The organism is Acidiferrimicrobium sp. IK (assembly GCF_025499425.1).
Classification (GTDB): domain Bacteria; phylum Actinomycetota; class Acidimicrobiia; order Acidimicrobiales; family Palsa-688; genus Acidiferrimicrobium.
Map to the genome: position 1 here is coordinate 24,287 of NZ_JAIMCB010000003.1, position 21,006 is coordinate 45,292.

A 21,006-nucleotide genomic window follows, 5' to 3' on the forward strand; every position below is an offset into this window, starting at 1 on the left:
CCTAGGAGGTAGCGATGCCCCGCCCGTCCCGCCGGAACATCCCGGCCGACCAGCTCACCCAAGCCCGAGCGCACCAAGCGGCGCTGCTCGACGCGCTCGCCCAGCGCACCCTCTACGCCTCCCGCCTCGCGTTGGCCGAGGAGAAGCGGGACAAGACGCTCGCCGAACTGGAGGCCGCCATCATCGGCGCCCGCCACGACCTGACCGTGGCCGAGTTGCGTCTGGTCGATCTCCTCGGCGTGGAAGCTGCAGCGGAGATGACTGGCACGCCGCTGGCGGACCTGCGCCGGGCAGTCAAGGAGGCCCAGTGACCGCTCCCATGTCTGGACAGCCGCGCCTGGTCGACTTCACATCTGGCTCGACGGTCCGGGTCGAACCGAGGGCCGCCGTCGGCCACAATCTGCGTTCCGCGTATGTCGAGACGTTCTGGCTGCCCGTGATCGGCCCGACCAGCATCGCCCTTGTCCGCCACCTCGGGATCCGCTTCGCCGCCCAACGCGCCGGCCTAGATCTCGACCTCGCAGAGTGCGCCGCCGCCCACGGGGTGGGCGCGCCCGTCGGGCGGAACAGCCCGATCAACCGGACCCTCAACCGGCTCGTACAGTTCGATGTGGCAGTCCTCGCCGATGACAGGCTGCTTGTCCGCACCGCCTTACCCGAGGTGTCGTTCCGTCACCTGGCAAGGTTCACGCCCTCGATGCGTGCAGCCCATTCCCGCTACCTGGCATCGACCGGCGGGGAGGGTCGGGATCTATCTTCGACGCCGGAAGTCGCCGGCGTCCGGCCCTACCTCTCGCTGCGATGACATCCGCCCAGGGCGCCACGCCGGTTTTCGACGGGCTCAGCATCACCGAGCACGCGCAACGAGTAGCCGAGTCGATCCGGGCGATCAACCACCTGTCCATGCATTCCGAGTCCACACCTGACCCGGCGGTGATCTACCGGGTAGTCATGGAGTTGCACATTGCTGCCAGCCGGCTGCCGCAGGCGTTCCAGCAGCTCGACCGTCGCCTCCGTTACCTGGCCCGCACCCGAGGCATCGACGGCTGCGACGCCGGCCGCGGCGGTATCGCACCTCTCGCCGCCTGCTTTGCCGCCGACCACGCCGACGCGCTGTCCGATGCTCTCCAGATAGCCGCCCGATACCTCGGCACCCTCTTCCTCCGCGACCAGATCGAGGAGGAGGCCGGGCGGTGACTGCGCTGAAGCCCACTCCGGAGCAGCAGGCGATCCTCGACGCTTCTGGCACGGGAGGAACCGTCGCGATATCCGCCGCGGCAGGTTCGGGGAAGACCTCGACGTTGCGGATGGTCGCCGCCACCCGACCGAAGACCCGGATGCTGTACCTGGCGTTCAACAAGGCGATCCAGCGCGAAGCGGAAAGCTCCTTCCCGTCGAACGTGACCGCCAAGACGGCTCACGCCCTCGCGTACGCCGAGTTCGGCAAGCCGATGCGCGACAGGCTGAACGGGCCTCGCATGACCGGCCGCGACAACGCCCGGGTCCTCGGCATCACCAGACCGCTCGGGTTGGACGCCGACCGGTTCTTCAAGGAACCGACGTTGGCGTCGATGGCGCTGGGGATGGTCGCCCGCTTCTGCCGGTCCGACTCGCCTGACATAACCGTCGGCCACTTCCGGGCGCCCGAAGGGCTCTCCGAGGCCGAGGGGCGGCACATCGCCGGCTACCTGCTGCCGTACGCGGCCCGGGCGTGGCAGGACCTGACCGCCGGGCCGAGAGGGAAGCTGAAGCCTTCCCATGACGTGTACCTCAAACAGTGGGCGCTCTCGGGGCCGGCCCTCACCGGTTGGGACGTGATCCTCTACGACTTTTCTTCTCGGCCTCCGAGCGTCGTCGTTGTCGGTTTGGTGCTCCCGGAAGGCGTGTGGCGTACGTCTGGGCGGGGAGTGTCGCCGACGCCGACCGGGCCAACCGTGGCGAACGGGGCGGCCCTGTCGCTGGGCGACGTCGAGCCGAGAGATTCTGGCAGCGGACAGGTGCGCTCCGCGGTGTCGGGTCCACCGATGGTTGTCCGGTGGTGGCTACGTTGAGGTAATGGGTACTTCAGTTCGACGTCGGAGGCGTCTCCTATGGCGTCGATGACGGTGCGGGTTGGGGCCCGGCGCCCAGGGACGAGCGTCGGGCCAGGCTGGACCGTGTTGCCGCCAAGGGTTCCCGGTTCGTGTACGAGTACGACTTCGGGGACGGGTGGGAGCACGACATCAAGGTGGAGGATGTTCTCGTGGCGCAGGAGGGGCAGACGTACCCCACTTGCATCGGAGGGGAGCGGGCCTGCCCGCCCGAAGACTGTGGGGGGATCTGGGGTTACGAGGAGTTCCTGGCCGCCGTCGCCGATCCGGACCCTGAGGAGCACGACAGCCTGTTGGAGTGGGCGGGGAGCGAGTTCGAACCCGACCGCTTCGATCTGGATGGCGTCAATCGGGCGCTGGCTGCCGCGCCCCGGCGCCGCAGCGCGTCACGAGTCTGAACCTCGACCGCGGCGGTCAGTACTCGTCGATTCCATTACTCGTCGAGGCGCTCCGGCGAAGGTACGCGTGGGCGGCGTCGGGTGGGGAGCCACCGGACTTCGCGGTGGCGCCCGGCGTGTGACGATCCTGAGAGTTGGCGCTGATCGGGCGTCGTGGGGTCGGCGAGCATCCCTGGCGGGCATCCCTGGCGGGCATCCCTGGCGGGCGGGCCTCGATGGGCTAGACAGCGATAGCCATGGGCTCAACGGCGTCAGACGATCTTCGGGTGCAGGTCGTCAATCACGGGGACGGGTGGCGCTCGTACCTGGTGCTTGATGGCGTCACCGGCTCGGTTCACCGTCGCGCCGACAAGTTCCTGGCACCCTACGGGGAGGGAACGCAGCGGACGTACGCCTACCATCTGGTCGACCACCTTCGCTGGCTGGCCGTCAACGGCTACCGGGAGGACGTCGTCGGCGTCGATGATCTCCGGCGGTACATGGCCCTGTGCGGCACAGAGCAGGCCGGGCCGTGGGGGTCACCGTGGGGGACAGGCCCCTCAGCGACAGCGCCCAGGGGGTGAGAGCGGCGTGCCTCAAGGGCTACTACCTCGATGTGACCGCTCGTGAGAACGTCAACGCCCCGTTGCGCGCAGCGCTGTCGGCCACCCGCTCGGTCACCGCCCGGGACCGGGACCGCTCCGTGTTGGGCCACCTGGCGACGTCGATGACCTCGAACCCGCTGTCACGAGGAGCGGTGGCGCGCCGACACCCGCGGATGCTCCCGGACGGGACACGGGAGGCGATGCTCGAGGCGGTGGGAACGGCTCGGGACCGGATGATCGTGACCTGGTTGGCCGACTCGGGCATGCGGATCGGGGAGCTGTGCGGGTTGTGGTTTTGCGATCTGCATTTGCGCAGCGATCATCGCTGCGGGGAGCGTAGGGCGCCGCACGTGCATGTGGTGAAGCGGGTCAACCCCAACAGGGCCGCGGCCAAGCGGGGATTCCCGGCGGCGGTGGTCGACGGTGTGGTCACCGGTGGGATCGTGCGGCGGGCGAGCCCGGCGATGGTCACCACCTACCACGAGTACCTGGCGGAGGACTACCACCGTTTGCGGGCGCTGGCCCAGACCGATCTGGTGCTGGTGCAGCTGGGCGGTGAGCGGGCGGGGGTGCCGCTGAGCACGCACGGGGCGCTCCAGATGATCGAGCGGGCCGGTCGGCGGGCCGGTCTGGGTCGTATCAGGCCGCACGCGTTCCGCCACTCGTGGGCGACGGCGCTGGCCGAGGCGACCGGCGGGAACATCAAGGCCGTCGCGGACGAGGGGGGCTGGGCCAGCTCGCAGACGGTGGAGGAAACCTACGCCCACCTGGCCGGGACCCCCACGTTGGAGGCCGCGCTTCGACAGGTCTGGGGAGAGCAGCTGTGAGCGCGTTGTTGCGCCCGGTCGCCTCGGTCGACGACCTGGTGCGGCTGGCCCCGCTGGACCGGTTCCGGGCGCTGATCGACGGCGAGAACTTCGCTCCTCGGTTCCGCGCCGAGCCCCTGGTGTTCGACATCGACGACCCCATCTACGGCTACGGCTGCGGCGTCGAAGGCTGCCTCGGCCACGTCACCCGGATGGCGGGGTGGTGCACGCCTCACGGGCTCGAGCGGCGGGATGTGCTGCGGGCGGGGATGGGCGAGGCGGCGTGGAGGGCCGGGGCTCTCGCGTTGCCCGACCGGGCCAGGCCGGCGCCCCGGGCCCGGCGGCCGGCCTGTCGGTTCTGTCCTGACCGTGACGCCGGCCGCGACGGCCTGTGCCTCCGCCATTCGACGTCGCGCCGGCGTGCGCTGGGGGTCGCCGGGGACGGTTGGGACGAGTCGGCCTGGGCCGCCCGCCAGGATCGTCTGCCCGGTGCGGGGGCGTGCGCGGTGGAGGCCTGTGCGGGCCGGGCCGAGCTGGCGCCGCCGTTGTGCCCCGCGCATCGCATCGCATCGCGTGGCGACGCGTCGGCTGTCCTGACGGGGCCGAATGGGAGCGGTGGCTGGCGGTCGTGCGAGACCGCCTGTCGCCGGGGGCGGTGACCCTGGTTGGCCTGTCGCCGCTGCTGGCGGCCGAGATCCGCTACGGGCTGTGGGCGCATACCAAGAGCCGGGCACCGGCGAGATGGTTCCCGATGTGCCTGCGGACATTGGTCCGCTCCTGCCTGTCGGCGGGGGCGGCCTCGCTGCTCGACTTGGACCTCGACGCCGGGGGGTGGACCCCCCAGCCCGCCGCGGTGAACCGCATCGTGCGAGAGATGCTCAAAGACGTCCAGGCCGTGCATCGCAACCGGGCCGACACCCGCCGGTTGGGCTACATCGACACCAACTATTGGGGGTTCCGGTTCGCGGACCGCCGTTCCCCGTTCGACCTGACCGCGATCACCCAGCCCTGGCTGCGCGAGCTGGCCTGGGACTACCTGGCCGCGACGTTGGACGGCCCGAGGCGTCCCCGCCGGGCGGGAACCTTCGAGCAGGCCCGCCGTTCGCTGGTGTGCTTGAGCGCCTACCTGTCCGATCGAGACCCCTACCGGGGGGAGAGGCCGGCCGCGCTGAGCGAGGCGACGGCCAGAGAATTCGTGGCCGATTTCACCGCCCGGGTGGCGGGTCACGAGCCGGTGCTGGGGGTGTTCAACGTCGACGGGTCACCGTCGCCGGCCACGACCACCACCTACGCGTTGTACATGAACGCCCTGCGCCGGGTGTTGCGTTGGGCCATGGAGACCGCCGCCGCCGAGGCGGCCGGGCTGCCCCGGGAGTTCATCGTGGCCGTCCCCGCCGGCGGGGCGGTGTCGTTCAAGAACCCACGGCCGTTCAGCGACGCGGTGCTGCGGGAGGTGAGCGACCCGGCCAACATCGCCCTGCTGGCGGCCATGGACCCCAACGACGGCGGCCTGGCCGACATGTGGTCGATCCAGGTCAGATGCGGGCGTCGGATCAGCGAGGTGATCGGGCTGCGCTTCGACTGCGTGAGCGAGCATCTGGGCCGGACCTGGATGTGGGTGGACATGACCAAGGTCGGCAAGCTCGACTACGCCACCCAGGTCCCCCGCGACGTCTACGACGTGATCGTGGCCCGCCAGGCCAAGACCGAGGAGAAGTTCCGGCTCAAGCACGGGGTGGAGCTGACCGCCGGCCAGCGGAGGACGATCGCGCTGTTCCCCAGCCGGATAGCGAACCCGAGCTTCGAGCGGTCGGTGTCGACCCAGTCGTTCACGGTGGCGTTCAAGGCGTGGCTCGAATCCGACCAGATGCGCCTGCCGGGGCACACCACCCACCAAGCCCGCCACACCCTGGCCACCAGGTTGGTCAACGCGGGGGCCAGCATGGCCCATGTCAAACGGGTCCTGGGCCACGTATCGGAGCGGATGAGCGACTCCTACGTCCTCATCGCCGGCTCCCAGGTGGAGCCGTTCCTGCAACAGGTGTGGGTCACCGGGCCCGGCAACCACAACCCGGGCCAGGTGGTGCTGACCCCGACCGCGGCGGAGACGACCACCGCCGAGCAGCTGATGATCGACCTGGCCGCGGTGCCCACCGAACACGGCCTGTGCACCTTCAAGCCGGTGGTGGGCGGCCACGACTGTCCCTTCGATCGCCAGTGCCACTCCTGCGAGCATTTCGTGTTGACCGGGGCCGACTACGGCTACTGGAGGCGCCAGGAGCAGCGATGGGCGGCGATGGCCGAGGGCGCCCCGGACCCGACCGCACGCGACTACATCTACGGGGCGTTCGAGAAGAGCTCGCAGGCTCTCGCCGGACTGGAGAAAGCCCTGCTGGCGTTGGGCCTGCTCGACCAGGCCAGGGAGCTCGACTTGCGCAGTCCCCACCAAGACTTCTTCGACCCCGTCTGGAGACAGGGCTGGCGGGCCGATGACCTGGTCCACCTCGGCGCCGCACAACCGGCAGCAGAGGCCCCTGGGAGCCCTGTCGACGGCGGCGACGGCGAAGAGGGGGCGGTCGCATCATGACCGATGTCGCGGCCACGCCCGAAGCGGAGGGGAGACCGGCGCCGCGCCAGGCCATCGACGCCCGCCGGCGAGACACGGCCATCAAGGTGACCGCGGTCGGCAAGGCCGTCAAGGCGGTGGGTCGCACCGGCGTTCCCGTCACTCGTGCGGGGGTGGCCCGCCTGGCCGGGGTGTCACGTTCGTTCACCTACGAGAACCATGATGCGGACACCATGATCACCGCGGCGCAGTCAAGGACCCAGGCCCTCGCCGGCGACCGGGACGAGAAGCTGACCGCCCAACAACAAGCGGCATGGCAGGAACGAGCCCTCAACGCCGAGGACCAGGTGCGCCACTTGCGCCGCGAGCTTGGCACGCAGCACCAACTGGTGGGCGACCTGCTCGGGCAGCTGCGAGAACCGAACGGCACATGGATCCAAGAGGACCGGGACCGGCTCCGCCAAGACAACGAGCACCTTCGCTACGAGCGGAACCAGTTCCTGCGAGACCGCGACGACCTGCACCGCAAGCTCGACGGCGCCCGAGCAAACGTTTCCCGGCTCACCTAGCAGCGCGTCACGACACTGTTCCCCGACGGCCCGGCAAGGACGGCTCCGTGATCACCCCCGCTTATGGTCGTGGCACCTGGAGGCCAGCAGGGTGAGCCGCCGGTGTCACCGCCATGGCAGGCAGGCCCGTGCCATCGGCCCCGTCCCGGGCTCTTGCGACGATGGCCGTGGCCTCGGCTGGGTTGAGTGGTGCGGCCACCGGATGTTCGTCGTCGACCACACACCCGCCGGGTTCCCGATCGGAGTCTTCGAAGACGAGATCGACCGCGACTGGATCGACGATCCCGACAGGCCGGATCGATGAGGAGTTCTCGTGACCACGAGGTCACGACCATAGCGAGGCCCCTCGGCCGGCGCTCCACCGAGCGCACCCGTGCAGGCAGGCGGACCGATGACATGGGCGTGGCCCGACTCCGACGATGCTGTCGTCGAGTCCGTCTCGCCATATCGCCCGCCGGCCCGGCCCGGTGGCGCCGGCGGGTGCCGAACGTTCAGGCAGTGATGTCGATGACGCTGACCCCATCGGCGTCCGCCTGCCATGCCGCCAACTGCTGGCCGGGCTCGCCGCTGTAAGCCATTGCCCTGGCCACCACGACCCCGCCGTAGTGGGTGGCGAGGTTCAACAGGTCGCAGTTCAGCTGCGGAGTCGACGAGCACACCCGGGTACCGTGGCGGTGCAACTCGAAGGGGACCGTCCACCGCTGAGCCCGGCGCAACTTGCTCATCGGTTCCAGGCCCCATCGGTCCCCGCAGTCCACCTCGGTGTCGAACAGCTCACCGGCGGCGAACACGATGACCCCTTCACTCCAGCCGCAACCCTCGATCAAGCCGTGCAGCTCGCCGTGCCGGGCGTTGAGCCGATCGAGAAGGTAGTCGCTGTCGGAGCCGAAACGGTGGACAGTCCAGTGCCTAAAGTGACCGAGGGCGAGGCGAACCTCGTCCTCGTCGAGATCGCTCAGCGCCTGGAAGTAGCCGGGCGTCGCCTCCCGGCGGGCGGGTTCCCGATCAATGGGGCAGCCGATCGTCTGCGTTGTGACCACCTCCCGACGATACGACCTGATCGAGCGCGGACCGGGGATGGCCCAGCGTGGTCGCCAGCGAGATCGGGCCTTGACGGCGTGCGTCTATCGGCGACGAGGCCGATGACGGTTGCTCGGCTTGCGCCGGGGCGGCGTCCCGGGGGGTGTGAACCTCCCGGTCCCACCCTTGGCCGGCACGGGGCGGGCTGGGGGGCCCAACACGGCCTCCCGTTCGGCGAGGGGGGATGCGTTGAAAGCCTGGATGAAGTCCTGCATCGCCTCCCAGTCATCGAGGCGGACACCCCGGGCGGTGGCCTCCATCAGCACACGTTTGCCCATGCTGTAGCGGACCGCGTCGGCCATGTGGAGGTGGAAGCGGGGCCCGATCTGTTCGAGGTGGTCGTAGAGGACCTCGGGATCCTCGCTCGCAGGGTCCAGCAGGCCGGTGTCGGCCAAGAAGCGGACGAACGTCGCTGCCTCAACGAGAACCTGGTCCAGTTCGCCGTCGTCGACGATCATCTTGGCCGGGTACATCTCCAGGAACACGGCGTCCAGATCGGATCGGGTCCAACGGGTCAGGTGCCGGTCGAGATAGCCCCACTTGTAATGGAGCAGTTCCTCCCCGACATCGGGAGCAAGGATGGCGCCGGAGGCGGTGGACCAGGCTGCAAACCGTTCGCGCAGCTGCAGTCGGACCTCCTCGTAGCCGGACTCGGTCTCAGGGCTGACGTCAATGGGGGCGATCGGCATAGCCATCCCCTCATCATCGCCGACGCTCCACCGCAGAACGGTGGACCCCCCTCCCGGCGCAGCTCTCCTCATGCTCTCGGCGCGGCCGAACCAGCCAATCTCCGCGCCTGCCAGCTCGCCTCGCCATGGGTAGCGAACGTCCCGTCTCCGACATGTACGCCACAGAGGAAACGGCCGCCTGCAGCAGAACTACGCTTGAGTGTCCCGCTCCGAGAAGTGAAGTCGACGAGGCTCAGGACGCGGACCCCTGCATCGCCGGCGTCGTCGAATCCCAACATCACGCGCAGTTGATCGCGGTCGGCGACTCCGCCCAGGCCATCTACGGGTGGCGCGGCGCCGGCGACTTCCTCGCCCGCGTGGACGCCCACCACCGTCTGCGGCTTACCCAGTCCTGGCGGTTCGGGGCCGCCGTAGCGGAGGAGGCGAACACCTGGCTCGGTGTCGTCGGCACCGAGCTTCGCGTCGTAGGCAACCCCAACCTCGATTCGACCCTCGGCCCGCTCGACCAACCGGACTCCGTGCTGTGTCGCTCCAACGGCGGCACCATCCAGCAACTCCTCGACGCCCACGACAAAGGCGTGAGAGTGCATCTCGTCGGCGACGGGAAGGAGATGCTCGCCCTGGCCCAGGCAGCCGAACGGATGCAGGACGGCCGGGCCGCCGCCCACCCCGAGCTGGTTGCGTTCAACACCTGGCAGGAGGTGGTGGACTACGCGGAGAACGACCCCGGCGGTAGCGACCTCGCCGTAGCTGTGCAGATGATCGAACGCTACGGTCCGTCGGAGGTGATCCGGGCGATCAACGGCACCGTCCCCGCCGACCGGGCCGAGCTACGAGTCTCGACCGCGCACAAGAGCAAGGGGCTCGAATGGGACCGGGTGCGTATCGGTTCCGACTTCCGTGAACCGCTCGACAAGGTGACCGGCCAGCCGCTGCCGATCCCAAGAGAGGACGCCATGCTCGCCTACGTGGCGGTCCCCCGGGCAAAGCTCGTGCTCGACACAGGCGGGCTCGGATGGATCCACGACCATCTCGCTGCACTGGCCAACCCCGGAGGCTGGACCGTAGGTCGAGAGCACACCCCAGCCGTCGAGGCCATCGCGGAGTCCCCCCGTCCCTCGTCGTCCCCCTCCGTCCTCCAGCGACCCCGGAACACGCCCCGGCGCCGGCGGTGCACCTGGAGGACAGCGGCGCTGGCGGTCGCGGGCCAGCCCAGCCTGTGGCACCTCCCGTCCCCTCCGTCGTGGACGACCCCGCTGCTGAGTATCTCGCAGGGTGGGGGCTTCACATGGGTGATCCGGTTCTCGTTGCCGGGGAACGCGGTGTCTACGTGATCCAGTCGGTAGCCCGCGATGGCAGCCTCACCGTCTACCGGGAGGACAAGACCGGCGGCGCCCGGAACTTCCGACCCGAATGGTGCAGCCCGGCGATCCGGCAAGGAAGAGGCGGCCAGCCGGTGAGGGTCCGCGCTGTGTCTCCGGAGGCCCGCGCCGCACGAGCCGCATGGCAGGGGGAATCGCAGCAACCGCTCCTCGACGAGCTTCCCGGCACCGGCCTCGGAGGTCTCGGAGCGCGCCTCGCCCGTTAGACTCGGCGGGCGGTGACTGTCAAGGCTGTCGTGTTCGATGTCGGCGACGTGCTCGCTGACGAGAGCCGAGAGCACGGGACGTGGGCGGACTGGCTCAGGGGTGCACGCCACACGTTCCCCGCCGTGTTCTGAGGGGGTGATCGCGTCCGGCCGCGGCTATGCTGGCTTGCGCTCAGACTCGACGGCCGGCAGTCCGCCCGGCGTGGCGCTCATGGGGTGCTGGGAGCATCTGGGCTGGTCTCCTTCCGGACCCAGTTGGCGTAGTCGGGATTTGCATCGACTATCGGTACAGCCAGAATGCAAGGGACGTCGTAGGGGTGCTCCTGCTTGATTCTGTCGATGAGGGCAGGGACGAGGTTGGCCCGGGTGTGGTAAGCGACTCGAACCTCAGGATCGTCGTGAAGTGCCCCCTCCCATCGGTAGATCGAGCGTATTGGGGTGATGTGCTGACCGCAGGCGACCAAGCGTTCCTCCACCAGCTTGCGGCTGAAGCCTTGGAGCCAGTCGGGGTTGTCCGCGGTGACGATGACTTCGACGATGTCGGTCATGATGTTGGACCTCCTTGTGCCTTGAGATCGTCCATGACGGCGAGGACTCCTTCTTCGCTGCGCGCCAGAGCGGCCCAGCCGGTGACGAGCGGGCCGTCGTAGGACAGACCGACCCATCGGCCGGTGGCGTGGATGCCGTGCTGATGGAGGACGAGGAACATGACACCCTTGGAACGGACGGCAGCCTCGGAAGCCGCGTACCAGCCCATGAGGATCTCGTTGTCCCAAAGACGCAGCTCGCCCCGCCAGAGGTAGCCACCTTCTTCCAGCGTCGTGCCCCGGGTAACAGCGACGATTTCGGCTAGGTCGCCGTGCTGGCGTATGTGGACCTGGTGGGGATTGATGACTTCCTGGCCGTCCTTCCAGGTTTGCCAGCACGCCCACCAGTCGCCCGTCATGTCGGCTCGGTGCGTGTCTTCCCCGGCCAGTTCTTCGAGCGTGATCTGCAGCGCCTTGGCGAGGGCGACCGCGATTTGGAAGCCGGGCTCGACGTCGCCCGCCTCCCAGCGGCGCACTTGCCGCCCGCTGACTCCAACTGCCTTGGCTAGGTCGTCCTGGCTCCATCCAAGTGATTCTCGTTGACGTCTAATGACTTCCGCGATCAGCATGGGGTTCCCTGTGGGACGCTATGGTCCTTGACATAGGTCACTATGGTCCGGTAGGACTTAGAGGAAAGGACTTATGTGGCCTCAGCATAGGACGCCATGGTCCCGAACGGAAGCCACCTCTGACTCCTCCTCTATCGCCTCCTCACCGAAGGAGCGCCGTGCCTACCTCGCCCAAACACAGGAGGTCGTAGCAGATGACCATCTCGTCGAGTTCCGCGGTCCTGACGGGATCTCAGGCGAGCCGCCCCCTGACTCGCGCATGAGCCTCGTCACCGAAATCCTCGGCTCCCACCCGCCTGCGTCCATCGCTGGGGTCACCTCGATACGTGCCGCCCGGTCCATCATGGGGGACCATCTGGACGAAGTTCGTTCCCACCCGTCCTTCCAGCTCGGGCTGAGCTGGGCCCTCCAGCACCTTGCGACGGGTGACCCGTACCAGGCGGCGCTGGCAATCGTCGCTCACATACCCGCCTACCAGGCCGGAAAGGTCCAGTTGGCGCAGGTTGAGGCCAGCGCGCGAGGTAACGCTCTTTTGGAACGCGACCGACGCGGTCCTCCAATGAGGAAGCCGGTCGGGAGGCCGATCGAGTGGGGCTCCGCGGTGTGCGAGGAGAGCCTGATGCGTCTGGTGTCGGGCCAGTTGGCTGATCTGACCGGCCGGCTACCGAGGCGGTGTCACCCGTCGCCGGGGGGCCGGGAGTTGGTTGTCGCGGCATGGTGCCTGGTCCATCTGCGTTGCTGTCGGCTGGGCGTCCCCGCGGAGGCGTACCTGTCCCGGATGGCCGGGCAGGCGGTCGAGACGGCCCGCAAGAAGTGGTGGCCGGCGGATATCGCCCCCCTGCTGCCGGGCATGAGCAGCGGGCAGATGTCCGCCTTGCGCAGGCTGACGATCGGTACTCCATCAAGCCTCGGCTACTTGCCGGCCTGGTATCGGTGTGCCCCCTCGTCGCTCGCCAGGGTGTCGTCGTGGGCGTGGGCGCTCATGCAGTGCGACCCGGCGAGGGGCCCGCTGCCGGACCGTACGTGTGTGGTCGGGTGGGTCCGAGCCCATCTGGCCTGCCAGCCCGACACTCTCGCCGACCTGGACGTGATCGGCCGTTCGCGTGCCGTGCTGGGGATAGCTGGTTGAGCGAGCCGGTAGCGATAGCGGACCCGCGCCCACCGCCTGTAGCGAGAAAGCGCCGCCGGTCTCCCTAACCGTCACCCCTCACCCCTTGGGTGGACGCGTGGTGCCGGCACTCCGCGACGGCCCGCGAGCACTTCTTCTGCCGAGGAGATCGATGAGCGACCTGATACCTCAAAGTGAGCCCGGCCGACCAGGCCCGGGGGCTCGTCTGCTCGCGGAAGTAGAGCGGGAGCCGGTTCGTTGGCTGTGGCCGGATCGCATCCCGTTCGGCAAGCTGACGGTGGTCGAGGGGGACCCGGCGGTGGGGAAGTCCACTCTCGTCTACGACCTGGCTGCGAGGTGCAGCTCGGGCGCCGAGTGGCCAGACGGCCAACAAGGAGGGGGTGGGGGACGGGTGGTGTTGCTCTCCGCGGAGGACGACGCCGCAGACACGATCGTCCCCCGGCTCATGGCGGCCGGCGCCGATCTCTCTCGCATCTGCCTGTGGGACCGGGCGGTGGTGTGGGACGAGGACGGGGAGCGGTCCGTTCCGATCGTGTTCCCCGACCACCTCCCCTACTTGCACGGCCAGGTCCGCAGCTTCGCCGCCCGGCTGGTGATCGTGGACGTGCTGATGGCCTACCTGTCCGCGCAGGTTGACTCGCACAAGGACCAGTCGGTGAGGGTGCTGCTGTCGCGCATGTCGGACCTCGCCGCCGCGACCGGCGCGGCCATCGTGCTGGTCCGCCATCTGAACAAGGGCGGGTCCGGTCCGGCTATCTACCGGGGCGGCGGGTCGATCGGGATCATCGGCGCGGCCCGCGCCGGCTTCCAGGTGATCGCGGACTCCGATGTCCCCGAGCGCCGCCTGTTCACCTGCGTGAAGAACAACCTGGCGACCAAGGCGCCCACCCTCGCCTATCGGCTCGAGCCGGTGGCCGGCCTGGATGTGGCCAGGGTCGTGTGGGACGACCGGCCAGACCCGCGCTCAGCAGACGAGCTGCACGCCGCCACCGCGGCCGCCCCGACGAAGTTCGCGACCGCGGCCGAGTGGCTGGACCTGTACGGGGCGACTCACGCGTGGGAGGCGCAGTCAGCCGAGGTGATCCGCGACGCCGCCGAGAACGGCATCGCTCGCGCCACGTTGTACCGGGCAGCGGAGCACGCTGGGATCGTCCGCTCGACCCGGGGCGGTTCGGGACGCTGGAGTTGGCCCCGACCCGACTGACAACCTCTCGCCTCTGCCCCTCCTTGCCGCCCCCGCTTTGACGGGGGCGGTTTTCGCGCCCTCCGACGATTGTCTCGAACTCTCGCCGCGTCCCACATGGAGCGGCATGAGACAGCAGGAGGTGCGGTCATTGTCTCAAGGCTGGGAGGTCGTTGAGATTTTCCATACACCCCCTGACCTGCGTTTTCTCAAAATCTCAAAATCTCAACGCGGTGCCCGAGGGGAGAGGCTTGAGACTTTGAGACTTTGAGATTTGGCTGTCCGCCTCGCTGCGCTGCGCCTGCCGGCCCCCGTGGGTCTCTTCCGTGTGGAGTGCTCCCTAACTGTCACGTCGCTCGCCTACGGGTGTGGAGAAGAAACTGCTTCCGCTGGGCGCTGCTGTCGCGGCGGCCGGTCTGGTGTTGGGTCTGGTCGTGCTGGCCGCCGCGTCGGGGTCTTCCTCGGCCGTGTCGGCCGCGAGCGCCGACGCGATCTTGACGGCGCTCGATCAATCGATGTGCCAGAGCGCGGCTGCGGGTGCGTCGGGGTCGTGGTCGGCCCCGGAGATGTCGAACGCCGTCAAGATCGTGTCGGTGTCGGACACCCTGTCGGGGGAGAACCCGCGGGTCGCGCAGATCGCGTTGATGACCGCGATCACCGAGTCCGGGCTGAACGACGATCCAGGCGGGATGGGCGGGGCGGTCGGGTTGTTCCAGCAGACCCCGCCGGCATGGGGGACGGACAGCCAGATTCTCGATCCTGCCTACGCGGCCGGAGCGTTCGTGAAACGGCTGCTCGCCGTGCGCGGCTGGGAGAAGCTGCCCCTGTGGCAGGCGGCGCAGGCGGTGCAGGCGTCGGGGGCGGGCGAGCCGAGCTCGCCGCTGAACCCGCTGCCGGGGCAACTCGGCGGGAACTACGAGGTCAACTGGTCGAAGGCCTTGGGCGTCTATTCGGCGGTGACCGGCGTGTTCACCGCGTCGGGCTGCGGCGCCGGCCCGACCGGCGGTGTGGCAGGTCCCGCTGGCCGTCACGGCCTTCCCGTCGGCTACCAGGTGCCTGCCGGCACCCCGAACAAAGCGAAGACCGCTATCGACTACGCCATCTCGAAGCTCGGCGACGCCTACGTGTGGGCGGCTGCCGGGCCGAACCAGTTCGACTGTTCCGGGTTGACGATGGCCGCCTGGGCGAAAGCTGGGGTGACGCTCGTGCATTACACGGTCACCCAGGAGCAGGAGGGCCGAAAGGTTCCCGCCTCGCAGATCGCGCCGGGCGACCTGGTGCTGGTCCCCGGTTCCGACCCGCCCGGGCCGGGTCTGCCCGGCCATGTCGGCATCTACCTGGGCGACTCGCTGGTGCTCTCGGCGATCGACCAGCAGTACGGGGTCGCGGTCCAGTCGTGGAAGACCTTCACCTCGGGCGGCCTCGACGCGATCGTCGATCCGAGCCGTCCGCCGGCATGAGTCAGAGCGGGTCGTGCTCCGTATCTGGCACCCGGCTCCCTTCAGGTAGAGACCCCTTTCGAGGCAAGGAGCCCATGCCATGTTTCCTACTGGTTTTCCCGGCGCTACCGGGGTGAACATCACCCCGAACGGTACCGGCCTGCCGGGCATCCCCGCCCTGTCGAAGATCGTCGGCGCGCTGATCACGATCGGCGTGATCGCTGCGGTCGCCGGGCTGCTGCTCGCCGCGATCACCTGGGCGGTAGGGAACCACTCCTCGAACCCGCAGCTCTCGTCACGTGGAAAGACCGGCGTGCTGGTAGCGGCGGTGGCCGCGGTGCTCTGCGGCGGTGCCATGGTGCTGATCAACTTCTTCTTCAACGTCGGGTCGGGGCTGTAGCCGTGCTGGGGGACCTGTGGGCATTCCACCGCCGTGCGGTGCTCTCGACCGCGGCGGGTCTCGTGGCCGTCGTGGTGCTCGTCGGGCTCGCCGCTAGCAGCTCCTCCGAGTCCAATGGGAGGGGCCCGGTGCCCTCGGCGACGACGGTGCCCGCATCGCCGGGCACGTCCCTCCCGCCGGGCACGGTGGACCCGAAGTACCACCCGACCTACATATCGGTTCCCCCGCCGTCACCGGGCTCACAGGTGCCCGAGAACCAGGTGAAGGCGCTCGAAGCCGTGAAACCTCCTGCTCCGCTCTACTCCCCCTCCATGCCGGCGCTGTCGGACACGCAGACCGTCAATGCCGAGAACTTCGCCTACGCGTTCGTGCCCCGGCTTCTCGACATCCACTTCGCGCACGAGACCCGCCAGGAGCTGGGCGAATGGACCGAGGCCGAGGCCGCGGCGTCGATGCTCCCTGGGCTGCCCGCCGCGGCGGCAGACAGCACCCTCTACGCCTCGCTATTCGTGCCTGGCCTGCCCGGAGGGGGGCGGTCCCCGATGCCGTCGCGAGCCCAGTGGGCCGCCGACGCGAAGGACGGGGTGGTGTGGCATGTCGTTTCGATGGCCGCGAGCGAGGATCCGCAGTGGGCGCAGGCCATCGCGGCGGGTTACCAGGCGCCGGACCAGTTGATGAGCATCCTCGACGTGTCAGGCGTCCTGGCCGTCCGCTCCGGCGGTCACACGACGGACCGACACTTCACGTTCCAGTTGCTGGTCGGCTCCGCGCTGCACCACCCGAACTTCGGCGCGGGCGAGGTCCTGGCCTGGAAGGCCAGCTAGATGTCGTGCGGCTGGAGCGACCCGTTCGGCTGTGTGAGTGGCGCGGTCGGCAGCGCGGCGAAGGCGGCGGCGGGGGACGCGTTCGGCGAGATCGCCAACGATTTCGCTCATACGGCCCAGCACGCCACGTCGTGGCTGTGGGGCCAACTGGATCAGGCGACCGCGGTGCAGATCGGCGGGGCGGGCTGGGGAACATACCTGGGGATCACCGTGACCTTGGCCGTTGCCATCGGGGCGGGGCTGTTTGTGATCCAGGTGATCGCCTCCGCGCTGCGCCGAGACATGGGTGGCATGGGCCGCGCCTTGCGTGGTCTGCTGGTGGCGTTCGTCGCGGGTGGCGCGGCGGTGGGAGTGACCGAGATCCTGCTCCAGGCGGCCGACGCCATCTCGAAGGGGATCATGCAGGTCGGGTTGGGCACCTCTGACTGGCAGTCTGTCGGCCACAAGTTCGCCACCCTGTCCGCGACTTCGTACGGTCCTGCGACACTGCTGCTCGCGGCGCTGTTCACGTGCGCGGCGACGGTCCTGGTGTGGCTGGCCCTGATGGTCCGCAAAGTGCTGCTGATCCTCACTGCGGTGTTCGCGCCGGTCGCGTTCGCCGGGAGCTTGTCGGACGTCACCGCCGGGTGGGTGCGGAAGTGGATCGAGTACACCGTCGCGTTGATCGCATCGAAGATCGTGCTGGTCATCGTGTTCGTGGTCGGGTTGGGGGTGCTGATGAACAACCTCGGCTCGACCGGCGACTCGGCGACCCAACAGTTGACGCAGTTGATGGCAGGCCTTCTGATCCTGACCGTCGCGGGCTTGGCGCCGTGGATGGCGGTGAAGTTCGTGCACTTCACCGGGGAGGCGTTCCACACGATCCACTCTCACAGCGGCGCCGCTACTGGCGCGGCGGCCAGCGCGGTCGCCGCGCCGCAGAAGATCCGCTCGACGGCGAATAGTTTCGGGATCAAAAGCTCGGGCGGCCAGGGCCGCCCGTACACGGCTCCTGGGAACGGGACAGCGAGCAAAGCTGGGTTGGCCGGTGCGGGGGGAGTTGCGGCGGGGGCGGCCGCTGAGGGTGCCAAGAAGGCCAAGGACGCGGCTGTGGGCCAGGTGAACACCGGCCATGCCACCACAAGGGGCCCCTCCGCGTCCCCCGGCCCGCCACCCGCCGGGGCGTCGAGGCCGGGTGCTCCGCGCCCGCCGGACGATCCTCCCGCCCCGGCCGGTGTCGGTGCGAGACCTCCCCAGCCTTCGGGCGGCGGATCGGCCGGGGCGAGCCGGAAGCCGCCGAGTCCGCCTCCAGCGGCGCCGATGGCCAGCACCTCGTGAAAGGAGACAGCATGCCTACTGTCGATTCGTCCGGTCCGGCCACGGCACGCTTCGCCCGGCGTTCCACCCGCGGGGTGCTGCTCGGTTTCTCCGCCTGGCGGCTCGGCGCCCTAGGCGTCGCCGTGCTGGTGGTACTGGCCGGGTTGCTGTCGGGGATGGGCGGGGCCGGCCTGCTCGTCGGTGTTGTGCTCGCCGGACCGTTCCTGGCGGTCGCGTTCTTCCGGGTGGGCGGCCAGCACGCGGTGGAATGGGTGCCGCCCGTCGTGGCGTTCGCCGGGCGGAAGGTGGGCGGGCAGACCGAGTACCGGGCGAAGATCGACCGGCCCCGCCCGGCGGGGACGTTGGCGTTGCCGGGCGACGCGGCGGCGCTGCGAATGTTCGCCGATCCCGCGACCGGGGTGTGCATGGTGCACGACCCGCACCGGGCGACGCTCTCCGCGGTTCTGTCGGTGTCGCACCCGGCGTACCTGCTGCTCGGCCCCGACGCCCAGCGGGGCAGGGTGGCGGCGTGGGGCAGGGTGCTGGCCGGTTTGGCCTCCTCGGGGACCTGCGCCGGCATCCAGATCACCGAGTCCACCATCCCCGACTCCGGCCGCGGTATATCCGAGTGGTACGACGAGCGCGGGGCGCACAGAGGGGGGTGGGCGGAGGAGCAGTACGAGACGCTGCTGGCCGGCAACGCCGCCGGGGCGTCAACCCATCGCACGACCATCACCGTGTCTCTCGACATGAGGAAGGCTGCACGTCAGGTCAAGGCGGCAGGGGGTGGGGTCGGCGGGGCGGCACGGGTACTCGCCGGGGACATGGCGGCGCTGGAGTTCGGGTTGCGTTCCGCCGAGCTGGCCGTCGCCGGGTGGATGGACGAGACCGCGATCGCGCACATCGTCCGCCAGGCCTACGACCCGGCCTTGGGCGGCGAGTTCCAGCCGTCCGCGCCGGGTGCGAACCTGGTTCACGCCGGTCCTCTGGCGGTCTCGGAGCAGTGGGACCGGATGCGCCACGATTCGGGCTGGTCCACCGTGTTGTGGATCAGCGAGTGGCCCCGCATCGAGGTGCCCGCCCATTTCCTGCACGCCCTGATCTTCACGCCCGGTGTGCGCAAGACGTTCTCACTGGTCGCCCGCCCGAAGTCCACCACCGACGCGCTTCGCCAGATACGGCGGGAGAAGACCGAGATGATCGCGGATGCTCACCAAAAGGCGAAGGTCGGCCAGATAGCCGACCTGTCGGATCAGCAGGAGTACGACGACGTGGTAGCCCGCGAACGTGCGCTCATCTCCGGTCACGCGGACGTGGACTTCACCGGCCTGGTCGTCGTCACCGCCGAGACCGAGGAGGAGATGGAGGCCGCGGCCCGCCAGGTCGAGCGGGCCGCCAGCCAGGCGGGATGCGAGACCCGGGTGTTGTGGGGCCGACAGTCGCAAGGGTTCAACGCGGCGTTGCCGCTGGGAAGGAGCACCCTGTGATCGGCCGCCGCCGCCACAAGCCCGCCGCCGGCACCCCGGAGTTGTGGGCGGACTTCGACGCCGAGCAGACCTGCCACGACCCCGCCCGTGTGCCGACCGAGGCACCGGCTTCGCCGGCCCCGGTCCTGCCCGCTGGTAAAGGACGCGTGCTGGGCTCCGCGGGGTTCACCCCGGCCGGGACGACCCGCAAAGAACGCACGGCCCGGATCAAAGCGGCACGGACGGCCGAGGCCGACTCGCGCCGAGCGCTGATGGGCGAACGCAAGGCCGCGGCTGACGCCGAGCAGCAGGCCAGGCGGGAGGCGAGCTACCTGCCGGCGTCGGGCGAGGCGGGGCGGCAGTCGCTGCGCGCCTGGCGGCGCCTGAAGATCGAAGCTCACCGGGCAACCTCCGAGGTGCTGTCGGTCGCGTACCCGTTCCTGGCCGAGGCCGGGCTCGGCTCGGAAGGGACCCTGATCGGCCGCGACTCGTGGTCGGGCGCGGCGTTCGTCTACGACCCTTGGGTGCTCTACGAGCGCGGGGAGGTAACGAACCCGAACGCGACGCTGGCCGGGGTGATCGGCCGGGGGAAGTCCACGCTCGCCAAGAGCCTGGCCACCCGGTCGATCGCGTTCGGGCGGCGGGTGTACGTGCCGGGCGACCCCAAAGGCGAGTGGACGGTGGTGGCCAAGGCGGTCGGCGGTACCGCTATCGAGCTCGGCACCGGCAACCGGCTGAACCCGCTGGACGAAGGCCCTCGGCCGGCGGGGATCGCCGATGGCGAGTGGCGCACCGCCGTCCGCCAGCGCCGCCTCGCTCTGCTGGTCTCGTTGACCGAGCAATCGCTCGGAAGGGCGCTGCTGCCCGTCGAGCACACCGCGTTGGGGGCGGCTTTGGATCACAGTGTCGCCGGCGCGGAAGGCCGGGGGGAGATACCGACCTTGCCGCTGGTCGTCGGAAGGCTCCTCGACCCGGCCGGCGCCCATTTGGGCTCGACCGTCGAGCAGCTCCGCGACGACGGCCGCCAGGCCGGTCACGGGCTCGGCCGTCTCGTGTTCGGGGACCTCGCCGGCCTGTTCGACGGGCCTTCCACGGTCGGCTTCGACCCGGACCTGCCGATGGTCAGCCTTGACCTGTCACACATCTCCGGCTCCGATGCGCTGATCGCTCTGGTGATGACCTGCGCGTCGGCGTGGATGGAAGCCGCCCTGGCCGACCCGGCCGGCGGTCAACGCTGGGTGATCTACGACGAGGCGTGGCGGCTGATGCGCGCCCCGGCGCTACTCGCGCGCATGCAGTCGCAGTGGAAACTGTCACGGGCGTTGGGGATCGCCAACTTGATGATAATCCACCGGCTTTCCGACCTCGACGCGGTCGGCGACGCCGGCTCGGGCGCCCGTAACCTCGCGCTCGGACTCCTCGCTGACTGCTCGACCCGGATCATCTACGCGCAGGAGCGCGGCGAGGCAGAGAAGACCGGTGCGGCTATCGGCCTGTCGCGCACCGAGATCGACCAGCTCCCCGACCTCGACCGTGGCGAAGGGCTGTGGCGGATCGGCGAACGCGCCTTCGTCGTCAGACACGACTGCACCCCCGCCGAGCTGGCCCTCTTCGACACCAACGCCAGGATGATCCGCCGGCCACCGCCATGACCTCGAACCCGACCGCAACGGCGACGCGTGCACCCTACCTTCGGCCTGGGGCTGGCGATGGCCGTCTTCGCCATCGCGGAGAACACCCGAC

At 69.5% G+C, this 21,006-nt stretch carries 22 protein-coding genes and 2 pseudogenes; 20 read left to right on the plus strand and 4 right to left on the minus strand.

Annotation, left to right across the window (positions count from 1 at the left end; all coding sequences use genetic code 11):
* Positions 1-14 precede the first annotated feature (14 nt).
* The 10 genes and pseudogenes from K6U06_RS05645 (at position 15) to K6U06_RS05690 (ending at position 7,013) form a co-directional block, all read left to right on the plus strand.
* Positions 15-311, plus strand: a complete 297-nt coding sequence (locus tag K6U06_RS05645) for a hypothetical protein (protein ID WP_262320935.1) — start codon at positions 15-17, stop codon at positions 309-311.
* The gene (locus tag K6U06_RS05650) at positions 308-805 is read left to right on the plus strand and encodes a hypothetical protein (protein ID WP_262320936.1); all 498 of its coding nucleotides are present in this window, start codon (positions 308-310) and stop codon (positions 803-805) included. Before K6U06_RS05645 ends, K6U06_RS05650 begins: the two co-directional genes overlap by 4 nt.
* Positions 802-1,197, plus strand: coding sequence for a hypothetical protein (locus K6U06_RS05655; RefSeq protein ID WP_262320937.1), 396 nt, complete (start codon positions 802-804; stop codon positions 1,195-1,197). Before K6U06_RS05650 ends, K6U06_RS05655 begins: the two co-directional genes overlap by 4 nt.
* Entirely contained in the window at positions 1,194-2,051 is an 858-nt protein-coding gene (locus K6U06_RS05660) for an AAA family ATPase (RefSeq protein WP_262320938.1), read from the plus strand. Before K6U06_RS05655 ends, K6U06_RS05660 begins: the two co-directional genes overlap by 4 nt.
* A 26-nt stretch (positions 2,052-2,077) precedes the next feature.
* Positions 2,078-2,488, plus strand: a pseudogene (locus K6U06_RS05665) (plasmid pRiA4b ORF-3 family protein); the annotation flags it as partial.
* Positions 2,489-2,754: 266 nt separating this feature from the next.
* Entirely contained in the window at positions 2,755-3,051 is a 297-nt protein-coding gene (locus tag K6U06_RS05670; RefSeq protein ID WP_262320939.1) for a hypothetical protein, read from the plus strand.
* On the plus strand, positions 3,012-3,899 hold the full coding sequence (locus K6U06_RS05675) for a tyrosine-type recombinase/integrase (RefSeq protein ID WP_262320940.1): 888 nt from the start codon (positions 3,012-3,014) through the stop codon (positions 3,897-3,899). The genes K6U06_RS05670 and K6U06_RS05675 overlap by 40 nt, the downstream gene beginning before the upstream one ends.
* A complete protein-coding gene (locus K6U06_RS05680) occupies positions 3,896-4,537 on the plus strand; it encodes a hypothetical protein (RefSeq protein WP_262320941.1) in 642 nt (213 codons plus the stop codon). Before K6U06_RS05675 ends, K6U06_RS05680 begins: the two co-directional genes overlap by 4 nt.
* Positions 4,507-6,465, plus strand: coding sequence for a tyrosine-type recombinase/integrase (locus K6U06_RS05685; protein WP_262320942.1), 1,959 nt, complete (start codon positions 4,507-4,509; stop codon positions 6,463-6,465). Before K6U06_RS05680 ends, K6U06_RS05685 begins: the two co-directional genes overlap by 31 nt.
* On the plus strand, positions 6,462-7,013 hold the full coding sequence (locus tag K6U06_RS05690) for a DUF6262 family protein (RefSeq protein ID WP_262320943.1): 552 nt from the start codon (positions 6,462-6,464) through the stop codon (positions 7,011-7,013). Before K6U06_RS05685 ends, K6U06_RS05690 begins: the two co-directional genes overlap by 4 nt.
* Positions 7,014-7,504: 491 nt before the next feature.
* Here K6U06_RS05690 and K6U06_RS05695 read toward each other — a convergent pair whose 3' ends face one another.
* Together K6U06_RS05695 and K6U06_RS05700 are read right to left on the minus strand one after the other, a co-directional pair.
* Entirely contained in the window at positions 7,505-8,053 is a 549-nt protein-coding gene (locus K6U06_RS05695) for a hypothetical protein (protein WP_262320944.1), read from the minus strand.
* A gap of 84 nt (positions 8,054-8,137) precedes the next feature.
* Positions 8,138-8,782 carry a hypothetical protein gene (locus K6U06_RS05700; RefSeq protein WP_262320945.1) on the minus strand — a complete coding sequence of 215 codons (645 nt, stop codon included), beginning with the start codon at positions 8,780-8,782 and terminating at the stop codon, positions 8,138-8,140.
* Positions 8,783-8,934: 152 nt separating this feature from the next.
* Between K6U06_RS05700 and K6U06_RS05705 the strand changes: the two genes are divergently transcribed.
* Positions 8,935-10,116, plus strand: coding sequence for a UvrD-helicase domain-containing protein (locus tag K6U06_RS05705; protein WP_262320946.1), 1,182 nt, complete (start codon positions 8,935-8,937; stop codon positions 10,114-10,116).
* Positions 10,117-10,382: 266 nt separating this feature from the next.
* Positions 10,383-10,530, plus strand: a pseudogene (locus K6U06_RS24625) (haloacid dehalogenase); the annotation flags it as partial.
* Positions 10,531-10,579: 49 nt separating this feature from the next.
* Here K6U06_RS24625 and cutA read toward each other — a convergent pair.
* Positions 10,580-10,918 carry a divalent-cation tolerance protein CutA gene (cutA, locus tag K6U06_RS05710; protein ID WP_262320947.1) on the minus strand — a complete coding sequence of 113 codons (339 nt, stop codon included), beginning with the start codon at positions 10,916-10,918 and terminating at the stop codon, positions 10,580-10,582.
* Positions 10,915-11,526 (minus strand): helix-turn-helix transcriptional regulator, encoded by a 612-nt coding sequence (locus K6U06_RS05715; protein ID WP_262320948.1) that lies wholly within the window; start codon positions 11,524-11,526, stop codon positions 10,915-10,917. Before K6U06_RS05715 ends, cutA begins: the two co-directional genes overlap by 4 nt.
* Positions 11,527-12,085: 559 nt before the next feature.
* On the opposite strand from K6U06_RS05715, the gene K6U06_RS05720 reads away from it, so the two are divergent.
* From K6U06_RS05720 to K6U06_RS05755, 8 genes are all read left to right on the plus strand, one after another.
* Positions 12,086-12,655 (plus strand): hypothetical protein, encoded by a 570-nt coding sequence (locus K6U06_RS05720; RefSeq protein ID WP_262320949.1) that lies wholly within the window; start codon positions 12,086-12,088, stop codon positions 12,653-12,655.
* Positions 12,656-12,806: 151 nt separating this feature from the next.
* Complete coding sequence (locus K6U06_RS05725) at positions 12,807-13,859, plus strand: AAA family ATPase (protein ID WP_262320950.1); 1,053 nt, start codon at positions 12,807-12,809, stop codon at positions 13,857-13,859.
* A gap of 347 nt (positions 13,860-14,206) precedes the next feature.
* Positions 14,207-15,298, plus strand: coding sequence for a C40 family peptidase (locus K6U06_RS05730; RefSeq protein WP_262320951.1), 1,092 nt, complete (start codon positions 14,207-14,209; stop codon positions 15,296-15,298).
* 79 nt (positions 15,299-15,377) lie between these two features.
* Positions 15,378-15,677 (plus strand): DUF6112 family protein, encoded by a 300-nt coding sequence (locus K6U06_RS05735; protein ID WP_262320952.1) that lies wholly within the window; start codon positions 15,378-15,380, stop codon positions 15,675-15,677.
* Positions 15,678-15,679: 2 nt separating this feature from the next.
* Entirely contained in the window at positions 15,680-16,501 is an 822-nt protein-coding gene (locus K6U06_RS05740; RefSeq protein WP_262320953.1) for a hypothetical protein, read from the plus strand.
* Positions 16,502-16,534: 33 nt separating this feature from the next.
* Positions 16,535-17,818 (plus strand): hypothetical protein, encoded by a 1,284-nt coding sequence (locus K6U06_RS05745; protein ID WP_262320954.1) that lies wholly within the window; start codon positions 16,535-16,537, stop codon positions 17,816-17,818.
* An 11-nt stretch (positions 17,819-17,829) separates the two neighbouring features.
* Positions 17,830-19,284, plus strand: a complete 1,455-nt coding sequence (locus K6U06_RS05750) for an SCO6880 family protein (RefSeq protein ID WP_262320955.1) — start codon at positions 17,830-17,832, stop codon at positions 19,282-19,284.
* A gap of 125 nt (positions 19,285-19,409) precedes the next feature.
* Complete coding sequence (locus K6U06_RS05755) at positions 19,410-20,915, plus strand: ATP-binding protein (protein ID WP_410050995.1); 1,506 nt, start codon at positions 19,410-19,412, stop codon at positions 20,913-20,915.
* Positions 20,916-21,006: the final 91 nt, after the last annotated feature.

Coding starts and splice junctions, on each gene's coding strand:
- K6U06_RS05705 (WP_262320946.1), top strand. CDS start 8,935: ATGTACGCCACAGAGGAAACGGCCGCCTGCAGCAGAACTACGCTTGAG.
- K6U06_RS05655 (WP_262320937.1), top strand. CDS start 802: ATGACATCCGCCCAGGGCGCCACGCCGGTTTTCGACGGGCTCAGCATC.
- K6U06_RS05700 (WP_262320945.1), bottom strand. CDS start 8,782: ATGCCGATCGCCCCCATTGACGTCAGCCCTGAGACCGAGTCCGGCTAC.
- K6U06_RS05715 (WP_262320948.1), bottom strand. CDS start 11,526: ATGCTGATCGCGGAAGTCATTAGACGTCAACGAGAATCACTTGGATGG.
- K6U06_RS05735 (WP_262320952.1), top strand. CDS start 15,378: ATGTTTCCTACTGGTTTTCCCGGCGCTACCGGGGTGAACATCACCCCG.
- K6U06_RS05725 (WP_262320950.1), top strand. CDS start 12,807: ATGAGCGACCTGATACCTCAAAGTGAGCCCGGCCGACCAGGCCCGGGG.
- K6U06_RS05690 (WP_262320943.1), top strand. CDS start 6,462: ATGACCGATGTCGCGGCCACGCCCGAAGCGGAGGGGAGACCGGCGCCG.
- cutA (WP_262320947.1), bottom strand. CDS start 10,918: ATGACCGACATCGTCGAAGTCATCGTCACCGCGGACAACCCCGACTGG.
- K6U06_RS05720 (WP_262320949.1), top strand. CDS start 12,086: ATGAGGAAGCCGGTCGGGAGGCCGATCGAGTGGGGCTCCGCGGTGTGC.
- K6U06_RS05645 (WP_262320935.1), top strand. CDS start 15: ATGCCCCGCCCGTCCCGCCGGAACATCCCGGCCGACCAGCTCACCCAA.
- K6U06_RS05750 (WP_262320955.1), top strand. CDS start 17,830: ATGCCTACTGTCGATTCGTCCGGTCCGGCCACGGCACGCTTCGCCCGG.